The 12,207-nt window shown below is 59.6% G+C and carries 16 protein-coding genes; 11 read left to right on the top strand and 5 right to left on the bottom strand.

Translation table 11 applies throughout. From position 1 onward, the window contains the following. From GKN89_RS24120 to GKN89_RS24090, 7 genes are all read left to right on the top strand, one after another. On the top strand, window positions 1-494 hold a 494-nt coding region (locus GKN89_RS24120), incomplete at its 5' end, for a spore coat protein U domain-containing protein (protein ID WP_154747908.1). Between the two features lie 2 nt (window positions 495-496). Beyond that, window positions 497-1,000, top strand: coding sequence for a spore coat U domain-containing protein (locus tag GKN89_RS24115; RefSeq protein ID WP_063919289.1), 504 nt, complete (start codon window positions 497-499; stop codon window positions 998-1,000). A 20-nt stretch (window positions 1,001-1,020) separates the two neighbouring features. Next, on the top strand, window positions 1,021-1,536 hold the full coding sequence (locus GKN89_RS24110; protein ID WP_370520304.1) for a spore coat U domain-containing protein: 516 nt from the start codon (window positions 1,021-1,023) through the stop codon (window positions 1,534-1,536). 20 nt (window positions 1,537-1,556) lie between these two features. Next, window positions 1,557-2,324, top strand: coding sequence for a molecular chaperone (locus GKN89_RS24105; RefSeq protein WP_154747906.1), 768 nt, complete (start codon window positions 1,557-1,559; stop codon window positions 2,322-2,324). 46 nt (window positions 2,325-2,370) lie between these two features. Beyond that, window positions 2,371-4,818 (top strand): fimbria/pilus outer membrane usher protein, encoded by a 2,448-nt coding sequence (locus tag GKN89_RS24100; protein WP_370520303.1) that lies wholly within the window; start codon window positions 2,371-2,373, stop codon window positions 4,816-4,818. A 16-nt stretch (window positions 4,819-4,834) separates the two neighbouring features. After that, the gene (locus tag GKN89_RS24095; protein WP_177342836.1) at window positions 4,835-5,770 is read left to right on the top strand and encodes a spore coat protein U domain-containing protein; all 936 of its coding nucleotides are present in this window, start codon (window positions 4,835-4,837) and stop codon (window positions 5,768-5,770) included. Window positions 5,771-5,905: 135 nt separating this feature from the next. Then, a complete protein-coding gene (locus GKN89_RS24090; RefSeq protein ID WP_074054407.1) occupies window positions 5,906-6,145 on the top strand; it encodes a YebV family protein in 240 nt (79 codons plus the stop codon). Between the two features lie 55 nt (window positions 6,146-6,200). On the opposite strand, the gene GKN89_RS24085 is transcribed toward GKN89_RS24090, so the two are convergent. Both GKN89_RS24085 and GKN89_RS24080 read right to left on the bottom strand, forming a co-directional pair. Continuing rightward, entirely contained in the window at window positions 6,201-6,800 is a 600-nt protein-coding gene (locus GKN89_RS24085) for a hypothetical protein (RefSeq protein ID WP_063919288.1), read from the bottom strand. Between the two features lie 4 nt (window positions 6,801-6,804). Further along, on the bottom strand, window positions 6,805-7,197 hold the full coding sequence (locus GKN89_RS24080; RefSeq protein ID WP_019454863.1) for an ASCH domain-containing protein: 393 nt from the start codon (window positions 7,195-7,197) through the stop codon (window positions 6,805-6,807). Between the two features lie 51 nt (window positions 7,198-7,248). Between GKN89_RS24080 and GKN89_RS24075 the strand changes: the two genes are divergently transcribed. After that, the gene (locus tag GKN89_RS24075) at window positions 7,249-7,500 is read left to right on the top strand and encodes a hypothetical protein (protein ID WP_154747905.1); all 252 of its coding nucleotides are present in this window, start codon (window positions 7,249-7,251) and stop codon (window positions 7,498-7,500) included. A gap of 24 nt (window positions 7,501-7,524) precedes the next feature. After that, the gene (yniD, locus tag GKN89_RS24435) at window positions 7,525-7,617 is read left to right on the top strand and encodes a small membrane protein YniD (RefSeq protein ID WP_019454861.1); all 93 of its coding nucleotides are present in this window, start codon (window positions 7,525-7,527) and stop codon (window positions 7,615-7,617) included. A gap of 38 nt (window positions 7,618-7,655) precedes the next feature. Here yniD and GKN89_RS24340 read toward each other — a convergent pair whose 3' ends face one another. Beyond that, complete coding sequence (locus GKN89_RS24340; RefSeq protein ID WP_019454860.1) at window positions 7,656-7,811, bottom strand: hypothetical protein; 156 nt, start codon at window positions 7,809-7,811, stop codon at window positions 7,656-7,658. 156 nt (window positions 7,812-7,967) lie between these two features. On the opposite strand from GKN89_RS24340, the gene GKN89_RS24070 reads away from it, so the two are divergent. Beyond that, window positions 7,968-8,177 (top strand): hypothetical protein, encoded by a 210-nt coding sequence (locus GKN89_RS24070; protein WP_004931526.1) that lies wholly within the window; start codon window positions 7,968-7,970, stop codon window positions 8,175-8,177. A gap of 146 nt (window positions 8,178-8,323) precedes the next feature. Here GKN89_RS24070 and GKN89_RS24065 read toward each other — a convergent pair whose 3' ends face one another. Both GKN89_RS24065 and GKN89_RS24060 read right to left on the bottom strand, forming a co-directional pair. Continuing rightward, entirely contained in the window at window positions 8,324-9,742 is a 1,419-nt protein-coding gene (locus GKN89_RS24065) for a serralysin family metalloprotease (RefSeq protein ID WP_063919287.1), read from the bottom strand. Window positions 9,743-10,074: 332 nt separating this feature from the next. Further along, complete coding sequence (locus tag GKN89_RS24060) at window positions 10,075-11,418, bottom strand: 2-hydroxycarboxylate transporter family protein (protein WP_154747904.1); 1,344 nt, start codon at window positions 11,416-11,418, stop codon at window positions 10,075-10,077. Between the two features lie 432 nt (window positions 11,419-11,850). Here GKN89_RS24060 and GKN89_RS24055 point away from each other — a divergent pair. After that, window positions 11,851-12,207 (top strand): phosphoenolpyruvate carboxykinase (ATP) (locus tag GKN89_RS24055; RefSeq protein WP_154747903.1); only part of this gene is annotated, 357 nt, incomplete at its 3' end.

Here is a 12,207-nt window from a genome sequence, read left to right as displayed (position 1 = left end):
TGTGCGCCTCTGGTGCCACCTACGCGGCAGGCACCATTCAGGGCACGCTGGGCGTGACCCTGACCATCGGCGCCGGCTGCGTGGTCACCGGCGGCAACAGCTCCGGCACCACCAACAACTTCGGCTCTCTCAGCTTCGGCACCTACTCGTCGCTGGCTAACGTCATCACCGCCAGCGCCACCGGCAGCGGCGGCACCGGCACCCTGGGGCTGAACTGTACCACTGGCACCAACTATACCGTGACGCTCGACAACGGCCTCAACGCCTCGGGCAGCCAGCGGCGCATGGCCAGCAGCGTGCCTGCCTACATCAGCTATAACCTCTATCAGGACAGCGCCCACTCCTTACCGTGGAACAACACGACCAACACGTTGACCGGTACCGGCACCGGTTCGGCGGTACCGTTGATCGTCTACGGTCTGGTGCCCGCCTCGGGCACCACCCCGGCGGCCGGCGCGTACAGCGACACCGTCACCATGACCGTCGCCGGGTAACTATGGCGCGCCTGGCCGTCACCTGCATGCTGCTGTCGTTGGCGGGCGTTTGCCGCGCCGACGTCAGCACCGCGACGGTGGGCGTCAGCGCCACCCTGGTCAAATCCTGTGTCGCCGGCACCACCAGCGGCGGCAACACCACGTTCGGCACCTTCAACTTCGGCACGGTCTACTTCCTGAATACGGCGATAAAGATAACCGGCCAGGCGAACGCCGGCGCGCTGCAGATCAACTGCAACAACGGCACCAGTTACACGGTGCTGCTCAGCGGTGGGCAGAGCGGCAATACCGCTGCGCGCTATCTGCAAAGCTCAGCGGGCGCCCGCGTGAACTACAACCTGTATACCAGCGGCAGCTACGCCACCGTCTGGGATAATGTCACCGGCGTGACGCAGACCGCTACCGGCCAAAGCGTCTGGCTGCCGGTGTACGGCATGATCCCGGTGCAGACGACGCCGGCGACGGGCACCTACACGGATACGGTGCAGGTGACGATAAATTGGTGATTAACGGAACGCTGCGCACTCTGCTGCTGACGGCGCTGATCGGCGCCCCTGCGGCCCATGCCGACACCGTCAGCCAGGGTTTTACGGTCAACGCCTCGATCATCAAAGGCTGCGTGCTCGGCAGCGGCGTCACCAACGTCACCTCGTTCGGCAGCATGAGTTTTGGCCAGGTGGCGTCCTTAAGCAGCCCGATAAAAATTGTCTCGAGCGCCGGCGCCGGCTCGATCCTGATCCGCTGCAACCCTGGACTCAGCGTCAGCCTGGCATTGAACGTCGGCAATAATGTCACCGGCTCCATCGCCAGCGGGCGAAAGCTGTTGAACTCGGCCACCTCGGAAACGCTGGTTTATCAGCTCTACCAGGATACCAACTACACCGTTTTGTGGGGCGACGGCGGCAACGGCGGCGCCGTCCAAACCGTCTCCTCCACCGGCAGCACGCAAGAAATAAAAATCTACGCCAGTTTAATGGCGAGCAGCACCTTGCCCACCAGCGGCACCTACAACGATACGGTCTTAGTGACAGTGAGTTATTGAGCTTTTAAAAGGATCACATTATGCGTAGTACTCTGCTCCGCCTGCCCCTGCTGGCAGGATTGCTGTTAGCTGGCCAGCCGCAGGCCTTCGCCGCCGCCTCCATTCTGATTTGGCCCATCGATCCGGTCATCGAAGACAATCAGCAGGCGACGGCCCTGTGGCTCGAAAACCGTGACAGCAAGCCGGTCTATATGCAAATTCGCGTGCTCGGCTGGCAACAAACCGGCGGCAAAGACGACTACCGCAACCAAAGCGAGGTGGTCGCCAGCCCACCGGTCGCCACCATTCTCCCCGGCAAACGCCAACTGATTCGTCTGATCAAGCAGACGCCGGTCGCCGCCGGGCAAGAACGGGCTTACCGGATACTGGTCGATGAGGTGCCGATCAAAGATAAAGACGGCGCGGCGCCCGATAAGGGCGCGCAGATGGGGCTGAAATTCCAGATGCGCTATTCGGTGCCGCTGTTCGTCAGCGGCAAAGACGTGTGGACCAAGCAGGACTTCGAACACCCGCGCGACTATGCCACCGCCAACCAACCCAAGCTCAGCTACCGCCTGCTGCAGCAAAACAGCCAGCGCTGGCTTGACGTGCGCAATGACGGCATCGTGCACGCCCGTCTGTCGCAGGTCAGCATCCAGGGCAAGCCGCTCAACAACGGGCTGCTGGGGTATGTGCTGCCGGGTTCGCAGATGCGCTTCGCCCTGCCGTCGTCGGGCAGTTTCGCCGCCGGCAAGCTGCAGGCGATAGTCAACGACAACAAACAACCCGTAACCATCCCGACTTACTGAGCCTGAGGTGCAGGTGAAGCGGATGTCGTCGCCGGCCACCCGCGGCATGCAGCTCAAGCCGCTGGCCCTGGCCGTACTCTGTGTGGCGGTGGAACTGTGGCCGACGTTCGCCGCCGCCGACGATCTGCCGCCGCCGCCCAGCGCCATCAGCATGCCGGATACCACGCTGTATCTGGAGCCGGTGGTGAACGGCCGCCAGACCGGTAAAGTGGTGCCGGTCGCCTACCGCGGCGGCCACTATTATTTAACGCCGCAGCAGCTGATCGACGCCGGCCTACCGGTGGCGGACAAGCAGGCGAAAGAGATCGCCGTCGATCTGCTGGATAAGGTCGAGGTGACCTACAGCGGCGAAACGCAGCAGTTGCTGATTTCGGTGCCCAACGACTGGCTGCCCAAGCAAACCCTCGGCGACACGAATCAGGAACAGCGTCTGCCGGCGCAGAGCAGCCTGGGCTTTTTGCTGAATTACGACGCCTACGTCAGCCAGAGCGGCGGGCGCGGCAATCCGGGCTATTTTTCCGCCTGGAGCGAACAACGGCTGTTCGATGGCTTCGGCGTTTTCGCCAACACCGGCATCTTCCGCAGCAGCTTCAACGGTGAGACCGCCGCGCAGCAGAACAATCGCTATATCCGCTACGACAGCAGCTGGCGCTACAGCGACGACGACATCATGCTCAGCTATACCGCCGGCGATCTCACGACCGGTTCGCTGCCCTGGACCAGCTCGGTGCGCATCGGCGGCCTGCAGGTGGCGCGCAACTTCGCGACCCGGCCGGACCTCATAACCTACCCGCTGCCGCAGTTCTCCGGCCAGGCCGCCGTGCCGAGCAGCGTCGATCTGTACATCAACAGTTATAAAAACACCTCCGCCAACGTGAACCCTGGCCCGTTCACCCTGAACACCGTGCCCTACATCAACGGCGCCGGTCAGGCGACGGTGGTGACCACCGATGCGCTGGGCCGCCAGATCAGCACCACGGTGCCGTTCTACGTCGCCAGTTCACTGCTGCAGGCCGGGTTAAGCGATTTCAGCCTGTCGGCGGGTGCGCTGCGCCAAAACTACGGTTACCGCTCCGCTGACTATGGCCAGTGGGTGGCCAGCGGCAGCGGCCGTTACGGCGTCACCGATTGGCTCACGCTCGAAGGGCGAGCGGAAGGTGCGGCGGAGCTGGCGGTCACCGGCGCCGGTGCCGGGGTGCGCCTTGGGCAGCTGGGGGTGCTCAATGCCTCCTACAGCTACAGCCAGGCGGGCAGCGACGCCTTCAACGCTCCACCGGTCACGCCGCTGTATTACGATCCGATCACCGGCCAGCCGGTACAGCAACCGGATGCCGGGCCGGTCTATCAGTACACCGGCCGCCACGGCGATCAAACCAGCCTGAGTTACACCTACAGCAACCAGTATTTCAGCCTCAACGCCCAACGGGTACTGCGCAGCGCGGACTTTGGCGATCTTTCCACCTATAAGAGCAGCTACCGGCTGAGCCGCCGCACCGATCAGCTGACCGGCAGCATCGGCCTGAGCCGCTTCGGCAGCCTGGGCGCCGGTTATTTCGACGTGCGCGACGCCATCGGCCAGCGCACCCGTCTGATCAACCTGTCATACAGCCTGACGCTGTGGCGCAATATCAGCCTGTACGCCTCGGCAAACCGCGAAATTGGCGGCGACGGCTACAGCTCGCAGCTGCAGATCAGCATTCCGTTCGATGCCTGGGGCACCGCCAACGTCAGCACCGCGCGCGACGCCGGCAACCGCTGGAGCGAGCGCGTCGCTTATAGCCGCGCCGCGCCGACCGACGGCGGTTTCGGCTGGAACCTGGCCTATGCCGGCGGCCAGGGCAGCAACAGCGATTATCGTCAGGCGGACCTGACCTGGCGCACCTCGCTGCTGGAAACCCGCGCCGGGCTGTACGGCAGCCGTAACGACTACACTCGCTGGGGGGAAGTCAGCGGTTCGCTGGTGGCGATGAACGGCGGCGTGTACGCCACCAACACCATCAACGACGCTTTCGCCCTGGTATCGACCAACGGTTACGCCGGCATTCCGGTCAGCTACGAGAACCAGCGCATCGGCGTCACTAACGATAGAGGCTACCTGCTGGTGCCCACCGTCACCTCGTATTACCACGCCAAATTCCAGATCGATCCGCTCAACCTGCCGGCGGACGTCAATTTGCCGTCGGTGGAAAAAACCGTCGCCATTCGCGATCACAGCGGCTATCTGGTCGAGTTCCCCGTTCAGCGCCTTTCCGCCGCCGACGTGGAGCTGGTCGACGCGCAAGGCAAACCGCTGGCCAACGGCAGCCAGGTCGCGGTGATTGGCGGCAATCAACAGAGCTACGTCGGATGGGATGGCATGACTTACATCGATCCGGTACAGCAACACAACCGACTGAGCGTAATCCCGGCCGACGGCGGCCCGCCGTGCCAGGTCAGTTTCAGCCTGGCCAATCCGCAGGGGCTGCAACGCGTCGGCCCTCTCGTCTGCCAGTAACACACGGAGAAGAAGAATGATGTCTCGGCAAGTGAAAATCTTTTTGGCGGCGCTGCTGTTGATGTGCGGGCAACGCGCGATGGCGGACTGCGCCACCACCAACGGCACGGTTACTCTGCCCAGCAGCAACTCTTTCGCCGTCTACAACGGCCAGATAAGCGCCCAGGGCACCGCCGGGCTGAACTGCACCGGCCTGGGGCTCAACCTGTTGACGCAAAACACCGTCACGGTCAAGATCGCATCCACCACCAATAACATGGCTTTGCTGAATACCAATGGCTCCGGCGATAAAATTTCCTACCTGATCTATCCAGATTCTAACTACCAGTACCCTTACAGCGTCGGTCAGACCATCGATTACAGCTCGCTGAACCTGCTGTCGCTGATCCTGATCTCGTCCAACGTCAACTTTCCGGTATATATCAAAACCGTCGCTGGGGCGAACGTCAGCGCCGGCACCTATACCGACACCATCAACCTGGTGTGGAACTACCATATTTGCGGCCTGGGTCTGATCGGCCTGTGCATCTGGTGGGACGGCACCAACCAGCCCAGCACCGTGACCGTGACCGCAATCATCACCAAGAGCTGCCTGATCAATACCGCCAACAACGTCAACTTCGGCAGTATGGCGCTGGTGGGGCAATTCAACCCGATCAACCAAAGCATCACCCTCACCTGCACCAAGTCGCAGGCGTACAGCTCCTACTTTACCAACGGCAACAACCCCATTACCGGTTGGCGGCAAATGCTCAGCGGCACCAGCAACTTCCTCCAGTATCAGATCTACCTACCCAATACCAGCACCGTGTGGAGCAGCACCAACGCACAAAGCGGCACCGGCACCGGGTTGGCGCAAAGCATTCCCTTTACCGCCGCCATCAACCCGGCGCAGACCGAAGTGCCGGTCGGCACCTATCAGGATAACGTCAGCTATGTCGTGACCTATTAGGGCGGCCGTTAGCCGCTCAGGAAGAATGTTGCCAGAATGTATTTTTTATGTGGCATTTTTTGCTCATTTGGCTATGCTCATACCGATGGCCTTACTGGTCTAACCTCCTACCACATCATTGAGCAAGGAGTTTCCATGAGCAAAACCGTCGTAAAAATTGGCAGCTTCGAGGTCGATGACGCCCATCTTCACGCCACCGCCGATCGCACCGGCACCCTGAGCATCCCTTGCAAGTCCGATCCGGACCTGTGCATGCAGCTCGACGGCTGGGATGAACACACCAGCATTCCGGCGATCCTCAACGGCAAGCGGTCGCTGCTGTACAAGCAACACTACGATCGGCAGGCGGACGCCTGGGTAATGCGGCTGGCATGAAAATGCACCAGAGCTGCTGACGACGCGCTGCTTTCATCAGAAACAGCGCGTTTTTTTATGCGATGGCGATGCCGCGGCCGGCAAAGAAATGGGCGAAGCGGTTGAGGGGCAACCGTACCCGCTCCCGCGTCGCCGGGCTGTCGCCCGAAGGATTATGAAAGGTCACGCTCTGCGCGTCGGCGGCGGTGATCAGCACCAGATGCCCGCCCCGCTGCGGCGGTACGCTCTCGGGCCGACGAATCGAAGGATGCACCGAGGCGATAAAGTAGCGGCATTCGCTGAACAGTGCCGGTACCTCGGCGGCCTCCAGCCCTACCTTCACCGTCGCCCGCAGCGCGAACTGTTCGCGCACGTACTCGACGAACGGCGCGTAGATCAGCCCCTTTATCCGTTCGCCTTCGCGTACGTAGGCGCCATAGGGCAGGCTGCGGCGCGCCAGCTCCAGCAGCGACGGCGCTTCACCATCGCGATGGCCCAGCACCATTTTCAGGCACGCCATACCGCACACGTGGTTGGCCCACTCGACGTACTCCGCCCGATCGCGGGCGCCGCTGCGCGCCCAATTCTCGTCTTGCGCCAGCGTGGTGCGACCGGCGATCAGATCGGCGGCCAGCTCCGGGCTCGCCCACTGGCACTCGTAAGGAACGGCGCGCATGAGGTTAGAATTTGTCGACGACTTTGAAATTCATCAGCACCAGCGTCATATCCGGCGAGAACAGATCGTATTCTTCGAAGAAACGCTGCAGCTCTTTGCGCCAATGCGCCAGTGAACGGTCGCCCTCACCTTCAGCATAGGCGTGCGCCTCATCCACCTGATCGTAGGTTTTCATTTCTACCGCGGTCAGTTCAACCGCACAGACCGGCTCGCCCTTGCCGTCCACCACCAGGAACAGATCGCCAGCCTGCGGGATCCCCTCGCCATCCAGGTTGGAACAGGTGGCCGTTTTGGTGCCATTCAGGATCAATTGCACCACTTCATCGGCCTGCTGTTCGGTATCGCCGAACGCCCAGCGTTCAAGGTGCTCGTATTTCTGTGGAATTGCCGTCGCCATGATTATACCTTTTGGAAAAATGCCTTAATGCAGACAGGATAGTACAACGTATTGCCGGCCGTCTGCATCCGTCGCAAGCGCGACTGCGCGTTCCGCCACCGCCGCCTTTACGAGTTTTTACCGTTCTTCGCTGTGCCTGCCGCCCTGCCGGGCGCATACTGTGGTTATTATTCACCCAATGGCGACCCGGCAATGCGACAAGACGACATCGATGCTGACGATACCTTCAGCGATTTACTCAACGGCGTCGCCTTGGCGACGCTTTTTCTCATCGCGCTCGTCGGCGGCTGGTATTTCAGTTAAGGAGGCGGAGTGGCGACAAAACGCATGGGCCACAAGCTCAGTAAAATGGTGGTGGTACTGCTGTTGATCTGCCTGGCGTTGCTGCTGTTGCGCTGGGCGGCGATAGCCTTCGGTTAACTCAGCGAAACGACGCCGGCCAAACGCCGGCGCCCTGTTCACCGCCGCTGCGGCGCCGCGGTCGGTTCCAGCAATTCTCGCAGATAGGCCAGCCGCGCTTCTCCCTGCGGCAACCAGCGGCGACACAGCCAATGCTGCGTTTCACCCGTGCGGCTGAGGCGGTAATACTCCGCCAAAGTTTCGACCCAGTTCATGATGTGTCCTCCTGATTTCAACACCGTAAGTATTGGGCGTAAAAACCAGAAGAAATACTGATGGCTTGTTTTTTATGCTTCCTGTTTTAGGCGGCCGGTAGCGAAGCCGCAGTTCAACTGCTACATTGGGCAAAAATCAACCAGCCGAGGTAGGCCATGACGTTCTCGGAACAGGAGATTAAACCCGTATGGGATGAGGTCGCCCGCCTGATCGGCGACGGCGTGATGCAGCTGCGCCATCGCGGCGAAGCGCTGTCGGTGGAAACGCTGGAAAAACATCTGGCGCGGCAGCTGGCGGACAGCAACGATATCGAACGGCGCATCCTGCTCGGCGCCGCCATCAACATGCTGAAAGGCGGAAAATGAATCGCCAACCGAAAAGGTTGGCGATCCGACAGAAGCCCGAGGTATGCAAGCCCGGCCTTCTGCGCGCTACTATGTCACGCTAATATGACGGAATTAATAGGAATTGTCGGGTTTTTGCCCAAAACGCCCTATTTTTGTTGCCCGATTTAAGCCAGCACAAAATCGCCGGCATCCAGCGGCTGCCCCACCACCTTCACCAGGAAATCGCTGCCGCCAAAAGCGCCGCCCAGGTTGATCGCCACATCGCTGACATGATTTTGCGCGTCATAGCTCAGCTTCGCCTCGCCCGCCTTACCGCTGAACTGATCGACGAAGCGGATGCCGTCGGCGCTGCCGGTGTTGAACAATGTCAGATCGATCTTGTCCTCGCCGCGTACGAAGTCGCGGATCCAGTCCGGCGCCGCCGCCGTCGACTCATCCGCCGCAAAGTAGACGAAGGTGTCCTTGCCAGCGCCGCCCCACAGCTGATCCGCCCCTTTGCCGCCGTACAGCACGTCATCACCGGCGCCGCCCTTGAGCACGTTATCGGCGGCGTTGCCCACCAGCACATCGTTGCCTGAACCGCCAATGGCGTTTTCAATCGTCACGCCCGCCGCGATCGACACGTTGCCTTTCAGGCCGCCGACGTCCGAGAACGCTTTTTCGTTCAGGTTGATGCGCTGATTCTGGCCGAAACCGGAGAAGTCAAAGGTATCGTTGCCGCCGGCATCCCAGGCGGTGAAGATTATTTTGTCCTGCGCGCCGGTGGCGGTAAGGAAGTCGCGGTCGGTGTTGGAGTTGAAACCGTAAACCGTATCGCCGGTACGGGTGTTCATGTTGGCGCCGTAGAAATGCTGGATCGCCGTGATGTCATTGAGCAGCGGCCCTGACGAGTACGCGCCCTTAAAGTCTTGCCCGGTGTTGCTTTCGCTGAAATAGCTCATCAGGCTGTAGGCGCGGCTGTCCTCGAAATAGGTCGCGTCTTTGCCGTAGGTAATGCTGACGCCCGGCGCGGCGTTATAGTCGCCCGGATGCTGCAACCCCAGCGCATGGCCGATTTCATGGGTAAAGGTCTGGCGACCGTATTCGTTTTCATGTATCCGGTTGTTGACGAAGGTAGAGTTGGTGGCGTTATACCAGGTTTGGCCGGCGACCGAAGGCGAGGAATCCGGGTTATACGCAAAAGCATAGGAGCCACGCGAGCTGTAGTCGAACAGGCCGAATTTGATGTTGGCAGCGGCGGTATTGCTGATCTCAGTGAAGGTGATGTTGGCCACGTCAGACCATGACTGCAACGACAGTTTGGCCTGCTCGCGCTGTTCCGCGTTAAAGCTGCTGAAGCCGCTGATGCTCATGCTCGACATGTTGCCCGGCGCCTTTTCCCAGAAGCTGTACGTCAGGGCAACCGGCTGGTCGGTCACGCCCTTGTCGTGCCAGCTGCGATCGCCGCGCACCAACTCCAGGCCGGCATTTTCGAACGTTTTCGACGGATGCAGCACGGTAATGGTGTCGTCTTCATCGGGTTTATAAGCGCCCAGCAGGGCTAATACGCCTTCGGCTTTAACGGAAGCATTACTTGATGACATAACCTTATCTCCATATTCGTCAATTCAATCGGGGGGATGCCCCAACTGGCGGATTGCCTGAACGGCAGCGGCCCGGTGTTGAATCAATACGGGGATATCGGTAATGCGCTGGCGCCTTCCCTCGGCACTCTGAATGAGAACGATAATCCCTTAAGAGAAAAGAATAGACACATTTTCGCCGAGTACAGAATTTTCTTAGATAAAATACGGCTATGCATTTTCGCCACATGAATGATTTTCAAGATAATAATCAGCATTATCACGATCGGCGAAAAAGACTCATAAAAAAACCGGGGCAATCCAACCCCGGTTATCCATAAGAAACTCTGGACTCAGACTAACCAACCGAGCAGCAGCGTCGCACCAATGACCGTGGAAGCGCCGCCGATACGCGTGGCGATTTGGGCAAACGGCATCAACCCCATACGGTTCGACGCCGACAGGATCGCCACATCGCCGGTGCCGCCCAGGCCGCTGTGGCAACAGGTGACGATCGCCGCTTCCACCGGGAACATCTTCAGATAAGGCGCGATCAGAAAACTGACCAGCCCCATCGACAGCACTACCGAGCCGCAGACCACCACATAACCGACAGAGAGCACCGCCACCACGCTTTCCAGCGGCACGTAGAGCATGCCCAGGCCGATCATCAACGGCCACACCAGCGCCGTGGAGACGAACTTGTAGAAACTGTGCGCACCGGTCTCCATCGAGGCCGGGATCACCCGACAGTATTTGCACAGCACCGCAAACAGGATCATCAGCACCGGGCCGGGGATATGCACGATGTGCTCGAACAGGCCGCCGACGATAAAGAAGGCGCAAATCACCAGCAGCCCGCCCCCCATCAGTTGAAAATCGACGTTGCCGCTTTGCTCCTTGATGGCGAACATCGCGTTCTCCTGCGCCGAACGGATCAGCATGCCGTCACCGCTCAGCGCCTTGCGTTGCATACCGATGCGCGCCAGCACCCCGGCGGTGACGATGGCGAAAATGTTGCCCAGCACCGCCGCCGGCGCCAACTGCGCGACATAGACGTCCGGCGTCGAGCCCAGGATCGCCGAATAGGCCAGCGACAGCGGTAAAATGCCCTCGCCGATGCCGCCGCCGATGATCGGCACAATGATGAAGAAGAAGGTGTGATAGAAGGTAAAGCCGAACAGTTTGCCTACCAGCAGCCCGGTGATCACCGCCGTGACCGTGCCCACCACCAGCGGCACGAACATGCGAATCATCCCCTGGATCAGGATCACCCGGTTCATGCCGAGAATGCTGCCGACCACCAGACTGGCGATAACGAAATAAAGCAGGTTGGCGTCTTTCATCAGCAGATGGACGGTGCCCATGACGTTGGGCTGGAACACGTTGAAATAGACCAGCACCGACGGCACCATCAAACACAGAATGGCCGGCCCGCCGATATCGCGCAGCACGGGAATGCTTTTACCCAACTGCGCCAATGCAAAGCCCAGCGTCATTATCACCGCCAGGCCGCCGATCATATTCTTCGGCAGGAAGTTGGCGTAGGCGGAAATCGCCACGATCGCACAAATGGTGATAAACAACGCGATCGGCACCGCACCGATATCTATTTGACGAAGTTGATTAATTAACCCTGAAGATTCGGACGAGGCCGTATTTTTATCACAGGCCAGTTCTGCATTTATCTGTTTCATTATTCACCCTGCTGACAAGCGTACAGTACGGTTAGGTTCACCTGGCGCAACAACCCGCCATAGCCAAGCAAAAACAAATGATTACGAAAAATCCTATTGCGGACTTCGCCTTTTCTAATAAGAAATAAAACAGTAGACAGCCCTGACGATATGATAAAAAATAAAAATGCAAAACTAAATTACGCGGGTGGAATTCAATATTGTGACCCTCCGCCAAGGTTAGTTTTAATTAATTATCGTCAGCATTTTGTAATTAAAGTAATCAAGTTTAAATTCGCTGCTATGCTATAGGAGGGCAAAAAAGCCCTCTGTTTTATTAATAAAGAACCGGAAACGCCATTAGCTGAATCCGGTCAGCTTGATCCGATCCTTAATCCTGCGCGCGGCACCGCGCGGGAAAAAGGCATAATATGACTCATAAGGAAGTAGAATATGTCTTCACGCGCTGTTACCCCACAAACCCTCGCTGGTTACGGTATCCATCAGGCCGCCGACATCGTTTATAACCCCAGCTATGAATTGCTGTTCGCCGAAGAGACCCGCGCCGACCTGCCGCCGCTGGAGCGCGGCACCCTCACCCAACTGGGGGCGGTCAACGTCGCCACCGGCGAATTCACCGGCCGTTCGCCGAAAGACAAATACATCGTGCGCGACGACACCACGCGCGACACCGTCTGGTGGTCCGACAGCGGCACCGGCAAAAACGACAACCAGCCGCTCTCACCGGAAGTCTGGCAGCATCTGAAGACGCTGGTGGGCAATCAGCTTTCCGGCAAGCGCCTGTTCGTG

Origin of the sequence: Serratia sp. YC16, assembly GCF_009707615.1 — a bacterium.
GTDB classification, from domain to species: Bacteria; Pseudomonadota; Gammaproteobacteria; order Enterobacterales; family Enterobacteriaceae; genus Serratia; species Serratia surfactantfaciens.
The sequence above is the reverse complement of the archived record's forward strand: the minus strand, read 5'-3'. Positions and strand labels throughout refer to the sequence as shown.

Coding starts and splice junctions, on each gene's coding strand:
- GKN89_RS24115 (WP_063919289.1), top strand. CDS start 497: ATGGCGCGCCTGGCCGTCACCTGCATGCTGCTGTCGTTGGCGGGCGTT.
- GKN89_RS24105 (WP_154747906.1), top strand. CDS start 1,557: ATGCGTAGTACTCTGCTCCGCCTGCCCCTGCTGGCAGGATTGCTGTTA.
- GKN89_RS24100 (WP_370520303.1), top strand. CDS start 2,371: ATGCAGCTCAAGCCGCTGGCCCTGGCCGTACTCTGTGTGGCGGTGGAA.
- GKN89_RS24095 (WP_177342836.1), top strand. CDS start 4,835: ATGATGTCTCGGCAAGTGAAAATCTTTTTGGCGGCGCTGCTGTTGATG.
- GKN89_RS24090 (WP_074054407.1), top strand. CDS start 5,906: ATGAGCAAAACCGTCGTAAAAATTGGCAGCTTCGAGGTCGATGACGCC.
- GKN89_RS24085 (WP_063919288.1), bottom strand. CDS start 6,800: ATGCGCGCCGTTCCTTACGAGTGCCAGTGGGCGAGCCCGGAGCTGGCC.
- GKN89_RS24080 (WP_019454863.1), bottom strand. CDS start 7,197: ATGGCGACGGCAATTCCACAGAAATACGAGCACCTTGAACGCTGGGCG.
- yniD (WP_019454861.1), top strand. CDS start 7,525: ATGGGCCACAAGCTCAGTAAAATGGTGGTGGTACTGCTGTTGATCTGC.
- GKN89_RS24340 (WP_019454860.1), bottom strand. CDS start 7,811: ATGAACTGGGTCGAAACTTTGGCGGAGTATTACCGCCTCAGCCGCACG.
- GKN89_RS24070 (WP_004931526.1), top strand. CDS start 7,968: ATGACGTTCTCGGAACAGGAGATTAAACCCGTATGGGATGAGGTCGCC.
- GKN89_RS24065 (WP_063919287.1), bottom strand. CDS start 9,742: ATGTCATCAAGTAATGCTTCCGTTAAAGCCGAAGGCGTATTAGCCCTG.
- GKN89_RS24060 (WP_154747904.1), bottom strand. CDS start 11,418: ATGAAACAGATAAATGCAGAACTGGCCTGTGATAAAAATACGGCCTCG.